Consider the following 24070-nt stretch of genomic DNA (forward strand, 5'->3'; position numbering starts at 1 on the left):
GCCTGCTCTATCCCAGCAAAGAGTGAGCTGGCGCAAAGGCTGCCAATCTTCATACTGGTCCAAGGCCCGATCCATTACTCTTTGCTCAAAGTTCTGCACAGGCTACCCTTATACTCAGGCTTGAAACAAACCCGCAACAAGAAGAGGCATCATGGCGCTGAACGTATTGATCTGTGACGACTCCGCCTTTGCTCGCAAGCAGATGGCAAGAGCGCTCCCCCCGGACTGGCCCATCGAACTCCATTTCGCCGAAAATGGGCAATTAGGCGTCGAGCAAATATTGCTTGGCCATGGGGATGTCGTCTTTCTCGACCTCACCATGCCGGTCATGGATGGTTACGAAGTCCTGCAAACCCTGCAACGCGAACATATCCGTTGCAAAGTCATAGTCGTCTCCGGTGATATCCAGCCTGAGGCCCATAGCCAAGTCATGGCGCTGGGCGCACTGGATTTTATCAAAAAACCCTGCAGTGGCGATGACATTCGCCACCTACTGGAGCGACTCAATCTATACCGACCTGGCGGGGAAGCCGAGTCGCTCCCCTCGCCCGGTGTTAACCTCACGGTCGAAGCTCGGGATGTCTACCAGGAGCTGGCTAACGTGGCCATGGGGCAAGCCGCCGATCTGCTGGCCCGCATGCTGGGGGGCTTTGTGTTGCTGCCCATCCCCAATGTCAATGTCCTGGAGGTGAGTGAGCTGCATATGGCTCTGAGCTCGGCCTCACGGAGCGATACTCTCTCGGCGGTATGTCAGGGCTTCATCGGTGCCGGCATAGCGGGTGAAGCGCTAGTGCTGTTCCATGACTCCAGCTTTGCCGATCTGGCCAAGCTGATGAAACACTCGGGCCCGCTGACCAAGAGCGTGGAGCTGGAGCTATTGATGGACATGTCCAACGTCCTCATCGGCGCCTTCTTGCGCGGCTTTGCCAACCAACTGGATACCCCCTTCAGTCAAGGACACCCAGTGGTCTTGGGGCAGCACAGGCCCATTCAGCAGCTGATCCAGGCCAACCAGCACAGGTGGAAACGCACCCTGGCCATAGAGATCAACTACCAGATCCGCGATCACCAGGTACAGTGCGATCTGCTGCTACTGTTTACCGAGGATTCGATCCAGTTCATGAATAACAAGATCCTGCATCTGATATGAGGAAGTGAAGATGGAGATCAGAGAGTTTCACTGGTTGATGACCATAGTGCAAAACCTGGAAGTCGGCCTGGTTGTGTTAAATAAAGAGAACCGGATCGAGGTCTGGAACAGCTTCATGGAGAGCCACAGCAGCAAACTCAGTTACGAGGTGAAAGACAAGGAGCTGTTCGAGCTCTACCCCGAGCTGGACAAAATCTGGCTCGAACGCAAGTTGGAGATGGTCAAGACCTTGAACAACAAGGCGTTCATCAGCTGGGAGCAGCGCCCCTATCTCTTTAAATTTTCCAACTATAGGCCCATCACCGGCAGCGCCGAGCATATGTATCAAAACGTCACCATCATGCCGCTACCGGATTTCACCGGTCAGATTGAGCATGTGGCCATCCTGATCTACGACGTCACCGAAGAAGCCATGGCCAGCCAAGAGAGTGCCTAGGCTCACCCTCTGGAAAAGCAAAGAGCGGGCTTAGGCCCGCTCTCTTGTGTCGCTAACCTGATGTTCAGGATTGTTGTGTCTTAACCTGCTGTAGCAAACGCTGCCACATGTTCTCCACCAGCTGCTGATCCTGATCACTCAGCTCACCGTTGAGACAGGCCTGCTGCAACCCGCGCAGCACACTCATCTCCACATCACGCAGCAGGGTTCGCCCCTGTATCTCACAATTGGCCACCGCCAAGGAGATGTGTCCTCGTAGATAGCCACTGGCAAAGAGTTCATCATCAGAACCCTCGGCCACCAGATCATCAATTTGTGCCAGCAACAGTCGTTCAAACTCTAGAATAGTCATGTTTCGATCACTTGGTAGAGGCCATGGATAAGGCGGATCTGCATCAATCGGCGATAACCGATCTGAAGGCGCAGATACTGCCTGAGCCCTGCCTATTTTTCTAGCTCACGAGCCCAAGAGCCGTTAAAAAAATCCATCCGGCTGCCACCGCCAATGATACAGATCACGCCTATTCACTGGTAGACTTGTCAACTTTGTTAACATCAGTAAACGGCAATTGCCGCAATGGAATCTTATTATGTTCGAATGGCTGCTTGACCCCAGTGCCTGGATGGCGCTGGCCACCCTAACCCTGCTTGAGATTGTGCTGGGTATCGACAACATCATCTTCATCTCCATCCTGGTGAGCAAACTCCCCCCAGAGCAGAGACAAAAGGCTCGGATATTGGGACTGGCAGGGGCCATGGTGACCCGGGTACTGCTGCTGCTGTCACTGGCCTGGGTGATGCGTCTCACCCATCCCCTGTTCAGCATTTTCAACGAGAGCATCTCAGGGCGAGATCTTATCCTGATCCTGGGGGGTCTGTTCCTGCTGGCCAAGAGTACCCATGAGATCCACGGTAGTCTGGAGGGTGAAGAAGGTGAAGAGGGTAACGTCTCTATGGCCGGCAGCGCTGGACGCGGCTTCGTGGCCACGCTGATCCAGATCGCCATACTCGATATCGTCTTCAGCCTCGACTCGGTGATCACCGCCGTTGGCATGGCCAGCCATGTGCCTGTCATGGTGCTGGCCATCATGATTGCGGTAGGCGTCATGATGTTTGCAGCCAAAAGCATTGGCGATTTTGTCGATAACCACCCAACCGTGAAGATGCTGGCACTCGCTTTTCTGATCCTGATCGGTGTAGCCCTCATAGCTGAAGGCTTCAAGTTGCATATTCCCAAAGGCTACATCTACTTCGCCATGGCCTTCTCCCTGGCCGTCGAGATGCTCAACATCCGCCTGCGCAAGGGACGACAACCACCGGTCAAGCTGCACAAGAGCCTCAGCGAGTAACAGCCGCGCCAATAACATCCAGTCATGCAAGAGGCCGAGCAATGCTCGGCCTCTTTTATTTACTCGGGTTACGCTTCCCGCTATTTCAGCTTGGGCGTCGCTGTCACCACATCCATGTTCTGACCACGATGCCGCAGCAGATGATCCATCAGCACCAGGGCCAACATGGCCTCGGCGATCGGTACGGCGCGGATCCCCACGCAAGGGTCATGCCGTCCCTTGGTGATCATCTCGGTCGGATTGCCGGCTGTGTCTATGGTCTTACCCGGCACTGTGATGCTGGAAGTCGGCTTGAGCGCTATGCTGGCCACAATATCCTGTCCTGAGCTGATGCCGCCCAGTATGCCGCCCGCATGGTTGCTGCTGAAGCCTTCCGGGCGCATCTCATCACGGTGTGCCGAACCTCGCTGCTCTACCACCCCGAAACCGTCACCGATCTCGACCCCTTTCACCGCATTGATCCCCATCAGCGCATGGGCAATGTCCGCATCCAGACGATCAAACACCGGCTCACCCAACCCTACCGGCACATTGCGCGCCACCACCTGCAAACGAGCACCGATAGAGTCGCCCTCTTTCTTCAGGTCACGCATGAAGGCATCCAGCTCTTCGAGTTTGTCCGGGTCGGCAAAGAAGAAGGGGTTATTTTCGATGATCTCCTGCTCGAAGCGCTCGCCCTTGATGGGGCCAAGCTGAGTCAGATAACCGAAGATTTCGATGCCAAATTGCTGACGCAGATACTTCTTGGCAATGGCTCCCGCCGCCACACGCATGGCCGTCTCACGAGCGGAGGAGCGGCCGCCGCCCCGGTAATCCCGGATCCCGTACTTCTGGTGATAGGTGTAATCGGCATGACCCGGGCGAAACAGATCCTGGATATCCGAGTAATCCTTGGAGCGCTGATCCGTATTCTCGATGAGCAGGCCAATGGAGGTGCCCGTGGTTTTACCCTCAAACACCCCGGAGAGGATCTTCACCTCATCGGCTTCACGCCTTTGGGTAGTAAAACGGGAGGTTCCCGGCTTGCGGCGATCCAGATCATGCTGCAGATCGGCCTCAGTGAGTTCCAACCCGGGAGGACACCCATCTACTACGGCACCCAATGCCAAACCATGGCTTTCGCCAAAGGTGGTCACGCGAAACAGATGCCCAAAGCTATTCCCTGCCATAAATCACTCAACTCCTGTAAGCGGCGAACTGATCGCGACAAGCGTCCAGTTGCGCCTTGGTCATTACAAATACCCCGAGGCCACCTTGGGCAAACTCAACCCAGGTAAAGGGCACATCTGGGTACTGGGCTTGCAGCTCTACATAGCTATTACCCACCTCAACCACCAGCACCCCCTCCTCATTCAGGAAATCTCCGGCCGAAGCGAGAATGCGCTTGGCAAGGATGAGGCCATCTTCTCCCGCCGCCAGAGCCAACTCAGGCTCGTGACGAAACTCATCGGGCAGATCAAACATGTCATCCGCATCCACATAGGGGGGGTTGGAGACGATGAGATCGTACTTGTCACCGGCGGGCAGGTGATTGAACAGATCCGAGCTCAGCGGGATCACCTGCTGCTCCAGACCATACATCTCGATGTTGATCTGGGTGACATCCAGGGCATCGCCAGAGATATCAATGGCATCCACTTCGGCTTCAGGAAACGCCTGCGCCAGGGCAATGGCGATACAACCCGAGCCGGTACACAAATCCATGATCCGCTGGGGCTCATGCTGCAACCAGGGGGCAAAACGGTTGCCGATGAGCTCGGCTATGGGCGAGCGCGGCACTATGACGCGTTCATCCACATAAAATTCAAGACCGCAAAACCAGGCCTTATTGGTCAGATAGGGGGCCGGAATACGCTCCACCACCCGGCGCGAAACCAACTCGGCTATGAGCTGACGCTCGCTGCGAGTCAAACGTGCGGTGCGGATCTCCTCACTGATATAGGGAGGTAAGTGAATCGTCGGCAACACCAACTGTACCGCCTCATCCCACGCATTGTCGGTACCGTGGCCATAGAAGAGCCCTGCACCATTGAAATGACTGACGGCCCAACGCATCATGTCATTGACGGTAGCCAGCTCATTGACTGCCTCGTCGATGATAATCTTTTCCAAAACCGCCTCCGGGTCGAGTAGAATTCGGGGTTAGCCCCCAATAACAATGCAGATACCTGATTAATGAAGAAAAAAAACGTCCTTGATGAGCAGGATCTTGCCCTGTTCCGCGAGGCCGCTGTCGGTACCCGTCAGATAAAGCAGGATACCATAAGTCCCACCCCAAAGCCGGTCAAGCAGAAAGCACTGCTGCGTGAGGTGCGTGAAACCCTGGGCGTCAGCCACTACTTCTCCGATGAATTTGTACCCCATCTCAGCGAAGAGGGACCCATGCGCTATGTGCGCGGCGATGTCTCCAGCTTCGAGGTCAAGCGGCTACGCCGAGGCGACTACTACCCTGACATGCTGCTGGACCTGCATGGCCTCTCCCAGCAACAGGCCAAGCTGGAGCTGGCCGCCCTGCTGCAGGCATGCCGTCGCCAGCATATCCGCTGTGCCTGTATCATGCATGGCCATGGTAAAAATGTGCTCAAGCAAAAGGTGCCACTCTGGCTGGCCCAACACCCACTGGTCGAGGCGTTTCACCAGGCACCCAAGGCGTGGGGGGGGGATGCCGCCCTGCTGGTGCTGATTGAGCAGAGCGATCCCCTGGCCGCCCAAGCCCGCCGCTAATCCCGCTCGGCGCGCTGTCGCCTAATCCCGCTCGGCATGCAACATGAAGTTGCGAGGCGTCAGCTCCTTGCCACAGAACTCACCGACTGTCACCCGATAACCCTGCTCTTCCAGATAGAGGGCACGGTCCAGCACCAACCACAACTCCAGGGGGCGGCGGAATAGATGCCGCACCAACTCGATCCGGGCCACGACGGGTAAGCGCGCCTCGCCCGCCAGAGCAAAAGCATCGAGCGCGGAGGCGGCTGGCAAGCCTTGCAAATCGAGCCCTTTTACTTGAGCCGCCCACCGGACAAACTCGGCAAATGAGCCGCTCAGCAGACACTTCTGCACATTGGGCAGTGGCAGATACTCATCCACGCCCCGGATCTCCCGCTGCAGCAGATCAAAGCCCAGGCGCCAGGAGAGCTCTATGCTGCGCAACCGCCGCACCCGCTGCCCGGCGGTGACCGTCTCCTGTACCGCCATCCGCAGATCCTGGGGCTGCAACTGCAATTGGCTTTGCCGTGCAAACTCGGACATGGGCTGATAGCTCTCACTGCGAATGAGGTGATAACAACAAGGCGAAAGCGTGATGGCTCGGGTACGCCGCTGGCAGGCCGACTGCATCAAGCGCATATGCAACTCGCCGCAGGCATGCAGTGCCACCGCATGTTGCTCTTCACAAAACAGCGCATCAGACTCGGGGGCAAAGGCATCCCCTTGTACAAATGCCATGGTCACGCCGGTGCGCGCCGCCAGGGCCCGCCCCTCTTCGCACAACTGGGCCTGCCACTCCAGACTGACAACCGTCTGCCCCGACTGGAAGCCAAGCAGGCGCCCCAAGTGCCCCTTGCCCGCACACCACTCGAGCAGAGGTCCGCGCACCCCGGGCATGGCCGAAGCAAAGTGACGCAGCTGAGCCAATTTTCGTCCAGGAATAAACCGGGCCAGGGGCTCAGGCACAGGTTGACAGGGACGCTCCAGACGCGGAAGCCGCGTCAACTCAGCCAGCCGTTCAGCTATGGGAATATGGGGCTGCAGGCAAGCCACCAGCGCCGCCGGCTCTTCATCCAGCGCCCATAGTTGCTCCAGGCTCAGGGCATCCAGACAGGCCGCCAAAGCCGGCTGCGTCAGCTGGAAACCATGCTGTCGCAAGCGAAAAGGGTGAACTTGCCAGAACGAGGCATATTGGGTGAGTAAGCCATCCAGTTCGGTAAACAGGGGGCGTAACGAGCTAGGCATGAGGGGCTAAAAACTCCGGTCGGGGCAGGCGGCGCCAGTGTAGCCACATAATGGGGGCAACTCCACCGCAGGCATGACACACAAACGTCAAAGGGGCAGCCTATGGCTACCCCTTCTGAAGACAAGCTTGATGTTGCAATTGGCCCGACAGCGCCTGTGACTAGGCGGCCTTGCTGAGTTCGGAGATGGTGGTATTGATCTCTTTTACCGTGTGCTGATGCACTCGATCCGCCTCGTTCGGCATCACCAGGTGGCCATCAGCAAACTCATATCCACCTCGACCCTGAATGTAGATCCGTCCGCGAAAGAAGGTCTTCACATACTTGGCAATCATCACTGGCAGATATTTTTTGAAAATTCTCATTTTGCTTCCCTTTTCGTGTTTCACGTCAAGTTAGAAACATAATAAAGGGAAATGTTCCTTATCCAGAGACAAAAATTCTTTTAGTCATCAAAACTTAGACTTAAGACCCACTTTGGCAAGGGTTAATTATTTCGTATCCAGCAAGTGGGGCGATTGCTGCCATAACAGGCGACCCCGCCCATGCTCCAACTCCACCGCCGCCATGGCCGAGGTGGCAAACATGGGCGGCACCACGCCAGGGCAGAGCTCGGCCACCACGTAACCCACCAGAGGTAAATGGCTCACCACCAGCACGCTCTGCACCTCACCCTCCAGGGCCCGCAGGTAGTCACTCACCCGGTCAGCATGGCCGTGAGGCACCAGTTCGTCCAGCGTCTCCACCACGCCATGAGGCAACACAGAACTGATCGTCTGCCAGGTCTGTTGCGCCCGCAGATAGGGGCTAACCACGACCCGATCGATTCTCGGTAATTGCGCCACCAACCACTGACTCATGGCCAACGACTGCTGGCGACCGCGCTCAGTCAGCGCCCGCGCCGCATCATCATCAGCACCCAGCACGGCATCACCATGCCGCATCACAATGATTTTCATCGACTCGCATCCATAGGCTGTCAGACCAACGGCGCGAGTTTACTGACTTCCCCTTGCCATAACAATGCCCACTCATCGCAGAAACGGTTTGCACCCCCCTCCCGGCCGGTCAATAATAATGCGACAGAACAATAAACTGTCGACGATCCCCTCCTAATGCGCCTTCATGTCAGCCCCAACGATCATAGGTTGTACCACTACCTCGAGCTCGATAATCAGCTACGAGTGCTCCTGATTGAGGATCACAAAACTGAAAAGTCAGCGGCGGCCCTAGCCATCAATGCCGGTCATTTTGATGATCCGTCAGACCGTGAGGGCATGGCTCATTTTCTTGAACATATGCTGTTCCTGGGTACCGAAACCTATCCCAAGCCAGGCGAGTATCAGGAGTTTATCAATCGGCATGGTGGCTCTCATAACGCCTGGACCGGCACCGAATTCACCAATTTCTTCTTCGATCTCCACCATGAATTCTTCGCCGAAGGGTTGCACCGATTCAGCCAGTTCTTCACCTGTCCCACCTTCGAGGCCTCGCTCATCGACAAGGAGCGCAATGCCGTCGACTCCGAATTCAAGCTCAAATTAAAAGATGATGTGCGGCGCAGCTATCAGGTTCACAAGGAGACAGTCAATCCGGCGCATCCCTTTTCCAAGTTCTCGGTGGGCAACTGGCAGACACTGGGGGATAGGGACGGCAAACACATCCGCGAGGAGCTGCTGAATTTTTATCGCCACCACTACAGTGCCGATCGCATGACGCTGGTGATCCAGTCACGCTTGAGCCTGCATGAGCAGGAGCGTCTCTGCCGCGACCATTTTAGCCAGATCCGTAATCACGCACTGGGAAAACAGCACATCACCACCCCACTCTACCGGCCGCAAGATCTGGGCGTTCGCATCCAGATAGAGCCCATCAAGGAGAGTCGCAAACTGATAGTCAGTTTTGCCCTACCAGGCATTGAAGCCCTCTATCACCTCAAACCCCTGACCTTCATCAGCCATCTGCTCGGCTATGAGGGCAAGGGTAGCCTCTTCTCCTGGTTCAAACGTCAAGGCTGGGTCAATACCCTCTCCGCCGGCAGCGGTGTGGGCGGGAGTAACTTCAAGGATTTCTGCGTCAGCTTTGGCCTCACCAAGGAGGGGCTGCACCACGAAGGCACCATAATCGAGACCCTGTTTGCCTACTTGCGCCTGATCGAGCGACAGGGGCTGGATGCCTGGCGTTATGAGGAGAAACGGCAGGTGCTGCACTCCATATTCCGTTTTCAGGAGGGCGGGCGAGCCATCGACAATGTCTCTCATCTGGTCATCAACATGCACCACTATGCGCCCGAGGAGATAGTGGTCGGCGATTACCTGATGGAGCGGTTTGATGTGGCATTGACCCAACAGATGCTCTCCTTCATGCGCCCGGACAACATGCGCATCCAACTCACAGCCCCGGGCGTCAGCACAGATAAACAGGCCCGCTGGTATGACACCCCCTATCGAGTCGAGGCCATAGAGAGTGCCTGGCTGCGCCGCTGGCAGGACCCTATGCCACTGGATCCGAGCCTGACGCTACCCGAGGCCAACCCCTTCATCTGTGACCGTCTGGAGCCCCATCTGTGCGCCAGCCCTGAGCCCCATCCACGCTGCCTCATCTCCCGGGCCGGTCTGCGGGTCTGGCATCTGCACGATGCCGAATACCCAGTGCCCAAGGGGGCGCTGTTCATTGCCGTGGATAGTGAGCATGCGGTGCGCTCCCCCCGACACATAGCCCTGATGCGGCTGACCGTCGAGCTGCTGATCGACCACCTCAATGAGCTCACCTATCCAGCAGAATTAGCGGGGCTCAGCTACAACATCTATGCCCATCAAGGGGGCTTTACCCTGCAGCTCAATGGCTTTAGCAGTCGCCTGCCCCGGTTGCTGGAACTCATACTGCGCAACCGCACCTTCGGCCGGGTCGACCCCAAGCGGTTTGCCAACATCAAGCAGCAGATGCTGCAAAATTGGCAGAACCAGAATAAGGGCCGCCCCATATCCCAGCTCTTCAGCCACTTGACCAGCGTGTTGCAACCCAATAATCCGCCCACCGATCAACTGTTGCAGTTTCTCACCGAGACCACGGCCGATGAGCTACCGGAGTTTGTACGACAACTCTACAGGGCGGTCCACCTGGAAGTACTGGCCCATGGGGATTGGCTGGCCGATGATGTCCGCCAGATCGCCGGGCTCCTGGAGCGGGAACTGACCCCGCATAGCCTGCCCAGTCGCGAGACCCGTCGCCGCTTAATCGATATCAGCCAGCTTGGCACCCTGATCCGCGAGCAGGAGTGCCATCATATGGACTCCGCCCTGTTGGTCTATTACCAAGCGGCTCGCACCCGCCCCCTGGACATAGCCCACTACACCCTGGCCAACCACATCATCTCCTCCACCTTCTTCCATGAGTTACGGACTCGGCAGCAGTTGGGTTATGTGGTCGGTACCGGCAACCTGCCGCTCAATCGTCACCCAGGGCTCATTTTCTACATCCAGTCACCGGTGGTGGGTCCCCGACACCTGCTGGATGCCATTGAGCTCTTTATCGATGATTTCCATCTCATCTTGCTGGAGCTCACAGAGCAGGCATGGCAGGAGAGCAAGCAGGGTTTGTTGAGCCAGTTACGCGAAAAGGATGCCAATCTGCGAACTCGCAGTCAGCGACTCTGGGTCAGTATCGGCAGCCGGGATTTCAGCTTCAATCAACGTGAACGGGTCGCCGTGGAGCTCGAGCAGATGACCCGCGCCGATCTCATCCGCTTCATTCGCTCCTTGCGCAGTGATCGCGCCGATCGCCTGATCCTCTGCAGTTACGGTGAGGCCCATCGTCAGGGCGAACGTATCGAGGAGGGGTTTGTTATCCGGGATCTCAACGCATTTCGCCTCGCCAGCCGGATGTTTACCCATCAGTAAGTTAGACCAACCTGGAGGAGCGCCATGGCGCTCCTCCCGCCTGGCGGCCCCCCAGGCTACTGCTCACCGTTTTGCATTTGGGCCAAATCCGGGGCACCCGCAACATGAAACCGCTCGCCGCGTTCGGCCCGCTGTAACAATCCTGGACAGGGTACGAAGCGTTCACCATACAACTGGGCGTAATGGCGTAACTTGTCGATAACCAAGTTCAGCCCCCAGTGATCCAGATGGCGGAATGGCCCACCGCAAAATGGTGGATAGCCTATGCCCAATACGGCCCCCAGATCCCCATCTCGAGGGGAGGCGATCACCCTCTCATCCAGGGCGCGCACCGCCTCATTCAACATCAAGAGCAGGCAACGTTCGGCAATCACAGTGTGGCCCAGACGCTTCAATGGCAAGACTCTTAGCAAGTCATACACCTTGCCATCCACCTGCTTCTTGCCCGAGGCCGGATAGAGGTAGAAACCTCGCCCCGATTTTCGCCCCTTACGGCCATCCGCCAGCATGAGCGTCAACACCTTGGGCGGTGCAAAACGGGCCCCGTGTGCTCCCGCCAAAATAGGGGCTATCTTGCCTGCCACATCCAGCCCTATCTCATCTAGTAGGGCCAGCGGCCCCACAGGGAAGCCTTGCCGCAGAAGGGCCTCATCTATGTCCTCTATGGTCTCCCCCTCCGCCAGGATCAGCGCCGCCTCATTCATGTAGGGCGCCAGGATCCGGTTCACATAGAAACCCGCCACATCGTTGACCACTATCGGGGTCTTGCCCTGCTGCCTGGCCAGCGCCAATATGGTCGCAACCGTGCTGGCAGCCGTCGTGGCATGGGGGATCACCTCCACCAGCGGCATCTTCTCCACCGGACTGAAGTAGTGCAAGCCAATGACGCGCTCGGGAAAGCGGCTCATAGCCGCTATCTCTCCTATCGGCAACGAGGAGGTATTGCTGGCAAACAGCGTCTGGCCATGACAGGCGGCGAATACCTCGCTCACCATCTGCTGCTTGAGCACCAGATCCTCAAACACCGCTTCTATCACCACATCCATGCCCTTGAAACCCTGATAATCCATGCCACCGCTGATGCGATGTAGCTGCTCCTGACTCTGGTAGTGGTTCAGTTGATGCCTGCTGACTCGTTTTTGTAACAAGTTCCGCGTGTAACCTATTGCCCGATTGATGCTCGCCAGTGAGGTATCTTTGATGCGTACCGGCAAGCCCGCTTTAGCCACAGTCACATAGGCAATGCCTGCCCCCATCATGCCCGCCCCCAGTACCGCAACCGTCCGCACCGCCTGGGGGGCCACGCCCTGGTAGAGGAGCTCCTTCTTGTGCGCCACGCCGGCATGAAACAGTGCTCGCAGGCAAGAGGAGGCGTCACTGCGCACCAAGCAGGCAAACTGCTTGGCCTCTTGAACCAAGCCCGCCGCAGGGCCATGGCGCAGCCCCGTCTCCACCACGCTTAATAACGCCAGGGGGGCCGGGTAGTTGCCCCGGGTCTTACTCATGATGGCCTTACGGGCCCGATAGAGGATCAGCGCCGCCATGGGAAAACGGAGCAGCAAACGTTTAAACCAGGGCAAGCGTCTACGTCGCTTGCCCTGCGCCAGCAACTGCAACGCCGCAGGCAACAGCACAGACTCGGGAACCACCATATCAACCAAACCTAAACGCCGGGCCTGAGCCCCATCCACTTGCCGCCCGGTCAGCAGGAGATCCAGCGCTTGGGGCAGGCCGATGAGCCGGGGCAAACGCTGGGTGCCGCCACTACCGGGGATCAAGCCCAGCTGCACCTCGGGCGATCCCAGGCGAGTCGACTCCTCCTGGCTGCAGACGCGAAAATCACAGGCCAGCGCCAACTCCAGTCCGCCCCCCAAACAAGCCCCGTGAATAGCCGCCACGGTCGGACAAGGTAACTCGGCCAGCAGGTTGAACAACTGCTGCCCCTGTTGACTCAAGGCCAGAGCCTGCTCCTCATGGTCGCACCCATCCAGCATGTGCAGATCGGCTCCGGCGATAAAGCTATCGGCCTTGCCCGAGCGGATGATGAGACCGTGCAACACCGGCCTCTGCTTGAGGGTGGTCAGCCAATGGGCAAACTCGGGGATCAAAGCCGCCTGCAGGGTGTTAACCCGCTCCCCCGGCACATCCAGGGTCAGCTCCACGATTCCCTCTTCATGCTCCTGCAGTGTGAAATAGCTCATGATGCCACCTCCCAAATCATAGCCGCCCCTAACCCACCGGCCGCACAGGCCGTGGTCAGTGCCAAACCTCCGCCTCGCCGTCTTAATTCGCGGACTGTCTGCAATATCATGCGCGCCCCAGTGGCGGCAAAGGGGTGACCATAAGCCAAAGAGCCCCCTTGGACATTGAATCGAGCCCAATCCACCTCGCCCAGTGGCTGACTCAACCCCAACTGCTCCCTGGCAAATCGTTCATCGCTGAACAGTTGTAGATTGCTCAACACTTGGGCTGCAAAGGCCTCATGCATGTCGATCAGCGTCAGATCCGCCAGGGTACAACCGGTGCGAGCCAGTACCTTGGCGGTGGCATAAACAGGCCCCAGCAACATATCTCGTTTGACCGGCAACCCCGCAAAGCTGTAACCATACAGGTAAGCCAGCGGCTCGTAGCCCAGGGCTTTGGCGCGCCCTTCACTCATCAACAGCAGGGCCGCCGCCCCATCCGTCAGGGGGGCTGAATTCGCCGCGGTGACACTACCCAAGTGCCGATCGAAGACAGGTTTCAGCCGGGCATAGCCACTGAGCTCGGAATCAAAGCGGATGGTGTTATCACGAGTTAAGACCTCGGCATGTTCGCCGGTGAAGAGGGGGGCCACTTCATCGCTAATGGCCCCCTGCTGCCAGGCCGCCGCCGCCAGGGTATGGGAGCGATGAGCGAAGGCATCTTGGGCCTCCCGGCTGATGTGGTAGCGCTTGGCCATCTGCTCGGCGGTATCCCCCATGGAGAGGCCGGTGGAGTATTCGGCAATGGCAGGCGCCACTAATCTGGCATCACAGAGTCGCAGCTTGCGGAGCAGTTGCCACCTGTGACGCCAACTGCGAGTACGGCTCAGCAACAATAGCACCTCGGCCAGATTGCGACTGATGCCTATGGGCAGACAGGACGCGCTGTCCGCCCCGCCCGCGATAGCCACCTCCGCTTGCCCCGCCACCATGGCCTCGGCCACACAGGCCACAGACTGGAAGCTGGTGGCACAGGCGCGGGTTACGCTATAAGCATCGGTCTGCACGCCCAGGCGCGTAGACAAGACTATCTCACGCGCTATGTTGGGAGCAGAGGGGGTCTGCACCACCTGGCCAAAGACTAGCAAGTCCACCAGCCCCGGCTCCAGCTCGCTACGCACCAGCAACTCCTCGACCACCTGGCGCCCCAACTCCAATGCCGGCAGCGATAGATAGTGTGTCGCCTGCTTGGCAAAGGGCGTACGCAAACCACGCACCAGGGCGATCCGCTCCCCTTTGGTGGTCATCAGACACTTGGAACTGGCCATGTGAGACTCCTAAGCTGGTGAATGAGCAGAACCCTAGTAATAACTGTAACCAATGATTTACAGATGCATAGCTCACTTGGCTCACATTCTTGTAGCCAGACTCAATTCATTCTGCCCATGGCTGCGGTGACAAGGTAGAATCCTACCGGTATAGGGACAAACTAAGGCGTTGAAATGTCAAGACAAGCTATAAGCGCGGTGCGCGCCTATCTGAACGAACAGGTTTTGGGTCAACCTGAGCTGGTTGATGGGTTGCTGACGGCCCTACTGGCGGATGGCCATATTCTGGTAGAGGGCCCGCCTGGCCTGGCCAAGACCCGCGCCATCAAGATGCTGGCTAACTGCATTGAGGGGCGCTTTCATCGCATCCAGTTTACCCCGGATCTGTTACCCGCCGACTTGACCGGGACCGACATCTATCGGCCCCAAGATGGTAGCTTCGTCTTCCAGCCCGGCCCCCTGTTCCATCATCTGCTGCTGGCCGATGAGATCAACCGGGCGCCCGCCAAGGTGCAAAGCGCCCTGCTCGAAGCCATGGCCGAGCAGCAGATCACGATCGGTCGCAAGAGCTACCAACTCCCCGAGCTGTTCCTGGTCATGGCGACCCAGAACCCGCTGGAGCAGGAGGGAACCTACCCCCTGCCTGAGGCCCAGCTGGATCGCTTCATGCTGCACCTGCAGCTGAGCTACCCGGATGCCATGACTGAACTGGCCATACTGCGTCTGAATCATGATGAGTGTCAGAAAACGCCCGAGCTGAAGGCTCCCCACCTGACTCAGGAGGCCCTCTTCGCCGCCCGTCAGGAGGTGTTGCAGGTTAAATTGGCCACGGCCGTGGAAAATTATATCGTCACCCTGGTCATGGCGACCCGCCGCCCAGTGGCCTACGATGGCGAGCTGGCGCGCTGGTTAGCCTATGGCGCCAGCCCGCGGGCCACCATGGCCATGGCACGCTGCTCACGGGGGCGCGCCTGGCTGCAGGGCCGCGACTTTGTCACCCCTGATGATGTCCAGGCCTGTGCCTATCCCATACTGCGCCACCGTCTGATCCTGAGCATGGAGGCCGAGGCCGACGGCATTGATACCAATCAGGTGATCACCCGACTGCTACAGAAGGTTGTGGTGGCATGAGTGACCCCATTGCCTTGAGTCTGGAGCAGCTGCTTAGAGTGCCCCCCCTCTCTCAGCTGCTGCCTTCGCAACGCAGCAGTGGTCTGAAGATGGGGCTGCACCATTCGGCCAGTAAGGGGCGCGGCATGGAGTTTGCCGAGGTTCGCCCCTATCTGCCAGGCGATGACGTGCGCACTATCGACTGGCGGATCACCGCCCGCACCGGCAAGCCCCACACCAAGTTGTTTCGCGAGGAGCGGGATCGCGCCGTTTATGTATTGCTGGATCTCTCCCCCGGCATGTTTTTTGGGTCTCGAGGCCAACTCAAAGCCAGGCTAGCCGCCCTGATCGCCGCTTCCGCCTCCTGGCAGGCACTGGAGCTGGGCGACAAAGTGGGGGGCCTCATCCTGGTGGGGGGCACCCTGGTGCGCCATCAGCCCGCCGGACGGCGCAAGGATCTGCTGCATTGGTTGAGCCGAGTGCTCAGCGCCTATCAATTGGGGTTATCCAAGCCTGAAGAGACGCTACGTCTGGATGAGATGCTGGCCCTGCTCAGCGCTCATATTCGCCCCGGGAGCCTCATCCACCTCATCAGTGATTTTTACCAGATGAATGACAATGGCTGGCTCTGGCTGCGTCGGCTCAACAAGAGTCACCAGATCCGGGCCTATCAGATTTTTGATGGACTGGAGCGTGAAGTGCTGGGTTCGGGTAGTCTGGCCATCGACAATGGCAAACAGCAGGGCTTTCTGGCACCGAGCCCCGAGAGCTTTGTGCGTCACTACCGGCAGATCGCCAAGCATCGCCAGCACACCATAGAGCGACACCTGCGCGAAACCACCCAGCGCTCTTTTTCGCTGGATGCGGCGCAGCCTCTGCGGCAGGGGGTAAGCTTGTGACCCCGTTTCCACTTCAGGAACTGCGCGATATTCATGCGCCCCCACCGCCCGGCATCTCGCCTCTGGAGTGGGCCCTATTGGCGCTGGCGCTGCTCGCCCTGCCCCTGTTCGCCTGGCTCATTCGCTGCTGGCGGCGTAATGCCCCTCGGCGCCAGGCCTGGCGCGCCTTGCGCGCCCTGGAGCAACTGCCGGCGCAAGACCCCACCTGGGTAGCCCAACTCAACCGCTGGCTCAAACAGAGTGCCCTGCTCTATTACCCTAAAGAGCAGGTCGCCCAGTTGCACGGCCAAGCCTGGCTTGCCTTTTTGGATGCCCATAGCCCCGGTGGCTTCAGCCAATTTACCGCGCTGTGGAATGGCTGGGTCTATGATCAGCAGCCCATTTCGGTCCAGCAGCAGGCCGCGCTCATCACCCAGGCCCGCGCCTGGTTCAAACAACACTCCAGGAGGCGCATGTGCTGACTCTGGTCTGGCCCTCGTGTTTACTACTTTCTCTTCTCCCCCTGCTGGTACGCTTGCTGCTACCGGCCAAGGTACAGAGTTACACCCCTGTCTATCTGCCCAGCCTGCCCCATGTCCATACCCAAGCCCCAGAGCGCTCCAGCTGGCGTTTTTATCTCTCGCTGCTGGCCTGGGTGTTACTCTGCCTGGCGTTGGCTCGTCCCCAGTGGCTGGGGGATCCGGTCTCGTTAGAGCAACCCCATCGGGATCTGATGCTGGCGGTTGATCTCTCCGACAGCATGCGCACTCAAGACATGCTGGAGCAGGGGCGCACTGTCAATCGCCTGAGTGTGGTCAAGACCCAGCTCAAGAGTTTCATCGGTCAACGGGCGGGCGATCGCATGGGACTGATCCTGTTTGCCGATCACGCCTATCTGATGGCCCCGCTCACCAGTGACTGGCATACCCTGACCCAGTTTGTGGATGAGCTGGATTTTGGCCTGGCCGGACATCTGACGGCCATGGGCGAGGCCATTGGCCTGACCCTGAAGCGTTTTGCCAGCCAGAAGAGCAAACAGAAGATCATGATACTGCTAAGTGATGGGCGCGACACGGTCGAGACGATTCCCCCCCTGGCCGCAGCAGAGCTGGCCAAACAGGCAGGGATGAAGATCTACACCATTGGTCTGGGTGCCGAGGTCGCCCTGGATGATCTGCTGGATAGTGGTGGCGACAATCCCTCTGCCGACCTGGACGAAATAACGCTGAACCAGATTGCCCTCCTCACCGGCGGCCGTTACTTCCGCGCCCGGGATCCTCAATCCTTGGCCGATATCTATCAAGAGATCAACCGGCTGGAGCCTCAGGAACGCGGACACCGCTTCTTACAACCCAGAAGCGAGCTCTATCTTTGGCCCCTGGCCTTGGCCATCGGCTGTTATCTGCTGGCCCAACTGGTGTTGTTAAGGAGAGCGCGGCATGGCTGATTGGACCCTGTTACGCCCCTGGTGCCTGTTGCTGCTCCTGCTGCCACTGCTGCTCTATTTCCTTAATCTGCGCAGACAGCGCAAAGGGCAGAGTTTTATCCGCCCCGAGCTGCTGGATTATCTCAGCCCAGAGCAGACATCCCTGGTGCAAGCCACTAATTATTGGCTCATCGCCGGCAAGGGTCTGGCCTGGTTGCTGGCTGTGCTCGCCCTGGCAGGCCCAGCCCAGCGAAAAGAGAGTGAACTGTTCCAGCAAGATGAAACCTGGATCTGGATGCTGGATGTCTCGCACTCCATGCTGGCCGATGATGAACCACCGTCCCGCCTGACACGCACCCGTTACCAACTGCTGCAGTTACTGGAGCGCGCCCAGGGTCGTCATATCGGGCTCATCGCCTTTGCGGGAGATGCCTATGTCATCGCCCCCCCCACAGATGACATGGATACCCTGCGCTTCTTATTGCGTGAGCTGACCCCCGATGTGATGCCGGTTCCGGGCTCCAATCCCCAAGCAGCCCTCAAGCTGGGCATCCAGATGTTGCAACAGGCCGGAACCAGTCATGGCCGTCTGCTGCTGATCACTGATGATCTCAAGCCAGGGCAGAGCCAAGCCATGCAGGGACTGATAAAAGCCAACGCCTGGCCTCTGGATGTATTCGCCGTGGGCACAGAGCAGGGAGCCCCCATCAAACTGCCGGGCGGCAATCTGCTGCGGGACCGGCTGGGCAGTATAGTGGTTGCCAAGAGCAACCTCGATGAGCTGGCACGGTTGGCCAGCAATAGCTCGGGACGCCTCTTTACCCTGGAGTCAGCGGAGAATGACGAACCGCTGGCCGGTTTGCTGCTGCACCCCGGCACCACAGGACAGGCGAGCGGATTACAACGCCTGCAGCTTAACGATCTGGGTTACTGGTTGCTGCTACCCTTGTTAGTGCTCGGGCTGGGATTTCGCCGGGGCCTGCTGATCATCCCCTTACTGCTGGTGCTGGGACAGCCCACGCCAGTTTGGGCCGAGGATGGGCAGGCTCTCTACCAAAAGGGGGAGTATCTGGCCGCCGCCACCGTGCTGACCGACCCCATCTGGCGGGGCAATGCGCTGTTTCGTGCCCGTCACTTTGCCGAGGCAGCTGAGGCCTATCGCCAGAGTGACTCGGCCGAGGGGTGGTATAACCTGGGCAATGCCTTGGCCAATCAGCAACAACTTGATGAGGCCATCACAGCCTATGACGAGGCGTTGGCCATAGAGCCCAAGTTGGAAGATGCCCGCTACAACCGCGATCTCATCAAACAGTGGCTGAGTGACAACCGGGCCCAGGAGCAGAGTCAACACCAGCAGGAGCAATCTGAGGAGAAGAGCACACCCGCGCCCTTGTTAAAGCAGGTAGCCGAACAACCCGGTAATCTGATGAAGAATAGGCTACGTCTGCAGAGTCAAAAACGGATGATAAGGGGATCGGCCCAACCATGGTAAGAGCGCTCATAATCACCCTGCTGCTTGGCGGCTGGACCCACGCCGCCTGGGCGCTGGAGCGAGTGACTGTCAACATAGACAAGCAGCAACTCTACGAGAGCGAGAGCCTGCAGCTGACCATCAGTGCCGATGACAGACTACAAGCCAGTGCCCTGCAGCTGGCCCCCCTTTTTCGTCACTTCATTGTCGGCGAAATCCGCTTCAATGAGCGCACTAGCGCCACCGGCTTTGTGACCGAGTGGCAGATCCCGCTGCTGCCCAGACAAAGCGGCTCACTCTCCATTCCGCCCTTGACGGTCGCCTCGTTGATCACTCGCCCCCTGACCATTCAGGTGTTAGCCGGTCAAGGGCCACAGGCCAAAAACGCACCCTTACTCGAGGCCAGCCTGGAGCAGGATAGACTCTATCCGCAGCAAGTCGCCCTCTATACCCTGAAGGTACGACTGCCCAGCAACGTGCAGGTCGACTCCATCTCCCCCCCCACGCTGGATGACAAACCGCTGGGTCAGCTGGGAGAGGATCAGTTCCTCAACGAAATCATTGGCGGACGCCGGGTCAAGAGCCTGCTGCGCTACTATGCGGTACTCAGAGACAAGCCGGGGCCAGGCGTGATCCAGGGCTCTTTGTTGCAGGGGATCATGCAGCAACGGGGGGAAACCAGCCCCTTCTTGCAACAGGCGCCTAACCTGCTGGTGACCATACTCCCCGCCCCCGAAACTCATGGTGTTCTGCCGAGTCAGGATCTGCGACTCGAGGAGAGCTGGCAACCGGCCTCCGCCCCCTATCAGGCCGGTGCCCCTATCATTCGCCAGATCCGCATCACAGCCGTTGGTAACCTGAGCGAACAGTTACCAGTCATCGAACCGCCGCGTCAGAGCAACCTACGCAGTTACGATGACGGGGTGCAGACCAAGGAGCAGATCGTCAATGGACAATGGGTCGTGGAGCGCACCTGGCGTCAGGCGCTATTACCCCAGCAAGTAGGCACCCTCACCCTGCCCGAGGTGCAGATCCCCTGGTGGAATACTCGCACCCGGCAAATGAACCATGCCCGCCTGCCAGCGGCCAGCTTAGCGATCACCCAAGGGGCGACCAGCACACTGCAGCCAGTAACCCCCCCGTCCACTGAGCAGGCGCTATGGCCCTGGTTAGCCATAGGTCTGTTTCTCGGGGCGCTGTGCTCTGCAGCACTCTGGCTGTGGCTGCGTCATCACAGACCGACACTGGCACAACTGCCCTATGTCAATGACAAGCTGGCTTGGCGCACCGTGAAAAAAGCCCTGCGCCAGAAGGACCCCAAGCAGATCCACCGGGCCCTGTTACTGTGGGGGCAGCTACGCTGGCCTGAGCAATTCCCGGTTTGCATCGAGGCGCTGCCCTGCTATGAGGAACTACACATTGAACTGGATAAGCTACTGGCCGCGTGTTACTGCGACGCCCCAATAGCGTGGGACGTGACCCCCCTGCGTCGTGCCCTGTTAAATTGGCGGGAAACCCGGAGCAGCACGCCAACATCAGAAAATCCAGACGGACTGCTATGAACCCCTGAATTAGCTATTCTGGTTTGGTGACAGGCAGCGGTTATCTCGCCTAAAACCGCTGCCTGCTCACAACAGCCAACCAACCAGCCTCTGCAGTCGTCGCCACCCCGCCAAATCTGATATTTTTCCTGCCACTTTGCGCAAACCCTTGTGCTACCGCTATCCTGACTCAGGTGGTCAGATATGTCCCACTAAGAGTGCAACGTAGAATACGCCGCTATTGGGGTCGAAAACCCGTCCAGAAAGAGGATCTAAATGTTTAAAGCCAATTTTTGTAAGGTGTTCGCCGCCCTTTCCGTCGCCTTGGTAACCCAACAGGTGCATGCTGCTGCCTTCAACCTCAATGAACACTCAGCTTCCGGTCTGGGCCGTGCATTTGCCGGGGAAGGGGCCATTGCCGATAATGCATCGGTACTCTCCCGGAACCCAGCTGCGATGACGCTTTTCAAGCGCATGGAGCTCAGTCTGGCTGGCACCTATATCAAACCCAACATTGATCTCAAAGGGCGAGAAGGTATCCCTGCGCTAGGTATTTCGCAAACGCAATTGGATGCCAATGACATTGCGCCCAGTGCCTTCGTACCAGCAGGCTATTTTATTCAACCCATCAATGAGCAATGGGCGTGGGGCCTGGGGATATTCACCAACTATGGTCTTTCTAGCGAGTTTGACGATAACTATGCCGCTGGCCTCATCGGTGGCAAGACTGAGCTGACAACCCTCAACTTTAACCCCAATCTGGCCTATCGGATAAATGAGCAATGGAGCCTAGGCGCCGGTATTTCGGCTATTTATGGCGATGCCACCCTCATCCGCCGGGCAGGCGCTGTCTCACCCAAGGCCCCCAGCACTGAACTGGTCAACATCTCAGGTGACACCCTGGACTGGGGCTGGAATATCGGTACCCTGTTCGAGCTCAACGATGCCAATCGCTGGGGCCTCACCTATCGCTCCGGTACTACTCTTAGCTTCCAGGGTGATTTCACCGGCAAGGCGGCGGGAGTGCAGTCGGTTTCGCCCCTAACCTTCAAGACAGTAACGGGTGATCTGGATCTGGAACTCCCCGCCATCGCCGAGTTCTCTGGCTATCACCTGCTCAACCCCCAAGTTGCCATCCACTACTCGGTGCAGTGGACAAATTGGAGCAAGTTCAATGAGTTGCGGGCCACTAGTTCCGGCTGTAACGACGGAACTGCTGGCCAATGCTTCAAGAAAACGGAGGACTTTTCCGATAGCTTCCGTTATGCCATCGGCACCTCTTACTATCTCAATGAGCTGTGGACCTTGCGCGCCGGTCTAGCCCTGGATGAACAAGCCGCCCACGATGTGATCAGCATTCCAGACACAGAGCGGTTATGGTACAGCGTGGGCACCAGCTACCAATTCACTCCGACCCTGGGTGTAGATCTGGGTCTGGCTTATCTGGATGGTAAAGATGTCAATATTGATGAGTCACTGGGGAGTGGGCTGCCAACGGCCAAGTACAGCTCCAGCGCCTCGGCATTTCTGGCTTCAGCTCAAGTCAACTACCGTTTCTAACTCGGTTTGACCCGTTAACCTCAAGCCACTTAGCGAAGGCTTGAGGTTAATTCCGCCTGCCGAATATGACAGTTAATGTCATATTTACCGTAAGTTTTGCAGGCTTCCTCGCTATTTGCCCTCCTCATGATTGCCTGATCCCCTCTACAACTGTTAGTTTGGAGGGCGAAGTAACCAGGCTTGTCTCGGTTCTTATGCTGATGACTGACAGGTGTAGTGATGTACTCATTCGTGGCAAGACAACCTATTTTGGACACAGAGCAGAGGCCCGTGGCCTATGAACTGCTATTCCGGAAAGGTCTGGATAACTTCTTCCCCGATGTCAGTGCTGAACTGGCCACTACCACTCTGATTGCCGAACAATTCCTCAGTCACCCGATCCAGCAATTGGTCGGTGAACAGCGCTGCTTCATCAATTTTCCTTACACTCTGCTGCTCGAGGGGCTGGCCGACTCGCTCCCCTTCGACAAAGTTGTCATCGAGGTGCTTGAGGATGCTGAACCGGATGAGCTGCTCCTGGAGAGTATCAAGCGGCTTAAAAAACGGGGCTTTCAGTTGGCGCTGGATGATTTCACGCTGGATCCTCGTTGGGAAAAATTCCTGCCCTACATTGATGTGATCAAATTTGATTTTTTACATACCCCCCTTCATAAGATCCAGGAGTTTATCCAGCAACATCGCCACACCAAACTAACCTTCCTTGCCGAGAAAGTAGAGAGTCATGAAGCCTTCATCACGGCTAAACAGATGGGCATCACCCTGTTTCAGGGCTATTTCTTCAGTAAGCCGGAAATTGTGCAGCGCAAGAACCTGTCAGCCAATCAGCTCACCGTCATGCAACTGCTCAAAGAGGTCAATCAGCTGGATTTAGATTATGGGAAGATTGATGATCTGCTGAGTAAAGACCTCAGCCTTTCCTATAAATTGTTACGCTACGTCAACAATCTCCGTTATCACTCCATTCAACCCATCACCTCATTTCGCCAAGCCGTCGTTTTCCTTGGCCGCCAAGAGTTACGCCGTTTTGTGTCGCTAGTAACCGCCACCAGTGGCAGTGAAAACAAATCAGCTGAACTCTATCGTATGAGTATGGTGCGAGCCCGGTTTTGCGAATTACTGGCACTGCATCGCAATGGCTGGACCGATCCTTCCGAGGCTTTTCTCTGCGGCTTATTTTCGTTGCTCGATGCGATTTTAGATCAACCCTTTCAGGATATATTAAGCCATACTCCCCTATCTGCCGATATCATCAGCGCGTTGGCCGAGCGCAAAGGCGAGTTAGCCTTCTACCTCTCCTTCGCCATTGATTATGAACAGCTCAACTGGGATCGACTCTCCAGACGAGCAGAAAAAATCGCCATGAGTGAAAACCAGATGGTGCAATGCTATCTGGATGCCAATACATGGGCCGATCAGGTGTTAGCCAGCAGCTAACGCAACCGCATAGTTCTTCCCCTTCGCGCCCACAGCGGCAGCTACTCTTTGATTCCGCTATCGAATGCCAGGCAACACAAAGGCCCCCCACAGACGTCACTTATGAGGCCAATATGCAACAGGTCATATGATGTCAGATGAGGATATTAGCAACAATTTATACGGCCATCTTGTCTACCAGGTAAATGTTCCTGAATATCCAGCCATAACGGATAATTACAATAAAAACAGTCTCATTACCTTACTATTTTACCGCCATCATAGGTGCTGCAAAGCAAGCAAACGCCCAAGCCATGACCTCATATGGAACATATTTTTGCCTTCAGCTCCCAATGCTATTTTTTGTTTGGTTCTTCTT

At 57.5% G+C, this 24070-nt stretch carries 21 protein-coding genes; 13 read left to right on the forward strand and 8 right to left on the reverse strand.

The features are described from left to right. Positions 1–157 precede the first annotated feature (157 nt). On the forward strand, positions 158–1150 hold the full coding sequence (locus ACZYTD_RS04725) for a response regulator (RefSeq protein ID WP_463890103.1): 993 nt from the start codon (positions 158–160) through the stop codon (positions 1148–1150). A 10-nt stretch (positions 1151–1160) separates the two neighbouring features. Further along, the gene (locus tag ACZYTD_RS04730) at positions 1161–1586 is read left to right on the forward strand and encodes a hypothetical protein (RefSeq protein ID WP_463889825.1); all 426 of its coding nucleotides are present in this window, start codon (positions 1161–1163) and stop codon (positions 1584–1586) included. Positions 1587–1650: 64 nt separating this feature from the next. Here the strand turns inward: ACZYTD_RS04730 and ACZYTD_RS04735 are convergent, their stop codons facing one another. Beyond that, positions 1651–1938 (reverse strand): YfcL family protein, encoded by a 288-nt coding sequence (locus tag ACZYTD_RS04735; protein ID WP_463889827.1) that lies wholly within the window; start codon positions 1936–1938, stop codon positions 1651–1653. A 238-nt stretch (positions 1939–2176) separates the two neighbouring features. On the opposite strand from ACZYTD_RS04735, the gene ACZYTD_RS04740 reads away from it, so the two are divergent. Then, positions 2177–2935, forward strand: a complete 759-nt coding sequence (locus ACZYTD_RS04740) for a TerC family protein (RefSeq protein ID WP_463889829.1) — start codon at positions 2177–2179, stop codon at positions 2933–2935. An 80-nt stretch (positions 2936–3015) separates the two neighbouring features. Here the strand turns inward: ACZYTD_RS04740 and aroC are convergent, their stop codons facing one another. Next, on the reverse strand, positions 3016–4104 hold the full coding sequence (gene aroC / locus ACZYTD_RS04745; protein WP_463889831.1) for a chorismate synthase: 1089 nt from the start codon (positions 4102–4104) through the stop codon (positions 3016–3018). Between the two features lie 7 nt (positions 4105–4111). Continuing rightward, positions 4112–5047, reverse strand: a complete 936-nt coding sequence (prmB, locus tag ACZYTD_RS04750; RefSeq protein ID WP_463889833.1) for a 50S ribosomal protein L3 N(5)-glutamine methyltransferase — start codon at positions 5045–5047, stop codon at positions 4112–4114. 63 nt (positions 5048–5110) lie between these two features. Here prmB and smrB point away from each other — a divergent pair, with 63 nt between their 5' ends. After that, positions 5111–5659, forward strand: coding sequence for an endonuclease SmrB (smrB, locus tag ACZYTD_RS04755; protein WP_463889835.1), 549 nt, complete (start codon positions 5111–5113; stop codon positions 5657–5659). Positions 5660–5680: 21 nt separating this feature from the next. Here the strand turns inward: smrB and ACZYTD_RS04760 are convergent, their stop codons facing one another. From ACZYTD_RS04760 to sixA, 3 genes are all read right to left on the reverse strand, one after another. Then, the gene (locus tag ACZYTD_RS04760) at positions 5681–6883 is read right to left on the reverse strand and encodes a methyltransferase (protein WP_463889837.1); all 1203 of its coding nucleotides are present in this window, start codon (positions 6881–6883) and stop codon (positions 5681–5683) included. 160 nt (positions 6884–7043) lie between these two features. Next, a complete protein-coding gene (locus ACZYTD_RS04765; RefSeq protein WP_463889839.1) occupies positions 7044–7247 on the reverse strand; it encodes a DUF1107 domain-containing protein in 204 nt (67 codons plus the stop codon). Between the two features lie 126 nt (positions 7248–7373). Then, positions 7374–7841 carry a phosphohistidine phosphatase SixA gene (gene sixA / locus ACZYTD_RS04770; RefSeq protein WP_463889841.1) on the reverse strand — a complete coding sequence of 156 codons (468 nt, stop codon included), beginning with the start codon at positions 7839–7841 and terminating at the stop codon, positions 7374–7376. Positions 7842–7997: 156 nt separating this feature from the next. On the opposite strand from sixA, the gene ACZYTD_RS04775 reads away from it, so the two are divergent. Further along, positions 7998–10781, forward strand: coding sequence for an insulinase family protein (locus ACZYTD_RS04775; RefSeq protein ID WP_463889843.1), 2784 nt, complete (start codon positions 7998–8000; stop codon positions 10779–10781). Between the two features lie 56 nt (positions 10782–10837). Here ACZYTD_RS04775 and fadJ read toward each other — a convergent pair whose 3' ends face one another. Both fadJ and fadI read right to left on the reverse strand, forming a co-directional pair. Next, a complete protein-coding gene (fadJ, locus tag ACZYTD_RS04780) occupies positions 10838–12982 on the reverse strand; it encodes a fatty acid oxidation complex subunit alpha FadJ (RefSeq protein WP_463889845.1) in 2145 nt (714 codons plus the stop codon). After that, positions 12979–14292, reverse strand: coding sequence for an acetyl-CoA C-acyltransferase FadI (gene fadI, locus ACZYTD_RS04785; RefSeq protein ID WP_463889847.1), 1314 nt, complete (start codon positions 14290–14292; stop codon positions 12979–12981). The genes fadJ and fadI overlap by 4 nt, the downstream gene beginning before the upstream one ends. Before the next feature lie 174 nt (positions 14293–14466). Here fadI and ACZYTD_RS04790 point away from each other — a divergent pair, with 174 nt between their 5' ends. From ACZYTD_RS04790 to ACZYTD_RS04825, 8 genes are all read left to right on the forward strand, one after another. Next, on the forward strand, positions 14467–15423 hold the full coding sequence (locus ACZYTD_RS04790) for an AAA family ATPase (protein ID WP_463889849.1): 957 nt from the start codon (positions 14467–14469) through the stop codon (positions 15421–15423). Beyond that, positions 15420–16301, forward strand: a complete 882-nt coding sequence (locus tag ACZYTD_RS04795; protein ID WP_463889851.1) for a DUF58 domain-containing protein — start codon at positions 15420–15422, stop codon at positions 16299–16301. Before ACZYTD_RS04790 ends, ACZYTD_RS04795 begins: the two co-directional genes overlap by 4 nt. After that, positions 16298–16762, forward strand: a complete 465-nt coding sequence (locus ACZYTD_RS04800) for a DUF4381 domain-containing protein (protein WP_463889853.1) — start codon at positions 16298–16300, stop codon at positions 16760–16762. The genes ACZYTD_RS04795 and ACZYTD_RS04800 overlap by 4 nt, the downstream gene beginning before the upstream one ends. Then, positions 16756–17727, forward strand: coding sequence for a VWA domain-containing protein (locus ACZYTD_RS04805; protein ID WP_463889856.1), 972 nt, complete (start codon positions 16756–16758; stop codon positions 17725–17727). Before ACZYTD_RS04800 ends, ACZYTD_RS04805 begins: the two co-directional genes overlap by 7 nt. After that, on the forward strand, positions 17720–19198 hold the full coding sequence (locus tag ACZYTD_RS04810) for a vWA domain-containing protein (protein ID WP_463889858.1): 1479 nt from the start codon (positions 17720–17722) through the stop codon (positions 19196–19198). Before ACZYTD_RS04805 ends, ACZYTD_RS04810 begins: the two co-directional genes overlap by 8 nt. Then, complete coding sequence (locus ACZYTD_RS04815) at positions 19192–20739, forward strand: BatD family protein (protein WP_463889860.1); 1548 nt, start codon at positions 19192–19194, stop codon at positions 20737–20739. The genes ACZYTD_RS04810 and ACZYTD_RS04815 overlap by 7 nt, the downstream gene beginning before the upstream one ends. A 255-nt stretch (positions 20740–20994) precedes the next feature. Next, positions 20995–22278 (forward strand): outer membrane protein transport protein, encoded by a 1284-nt coding sequence (locus tag ACZYTD_RS04820; protein WP_463889863.1) that lies wholly within the window; start codon positions 20995–20997, stop codon positions 22276–22278. A gap of 270 nt (positions 22279–22548) precedes the next feature. After that, positions 22549–23712: an EAL and HDOD domain-containing protein gene (locus ACZYTD_RS04825; protein ID WP_463889865.1), complete on the forward strand. Its 1164-nt coding sequence runs from the start codon at positions 22549–22551 to the stop codon at positions 23710–23712. Positions 23713–24070 lie beyond the last annotated feature (358 nt).

This window comes from Pseudaeromonas sp. HNCC25DJ180 (assembly GCF_055413345.1).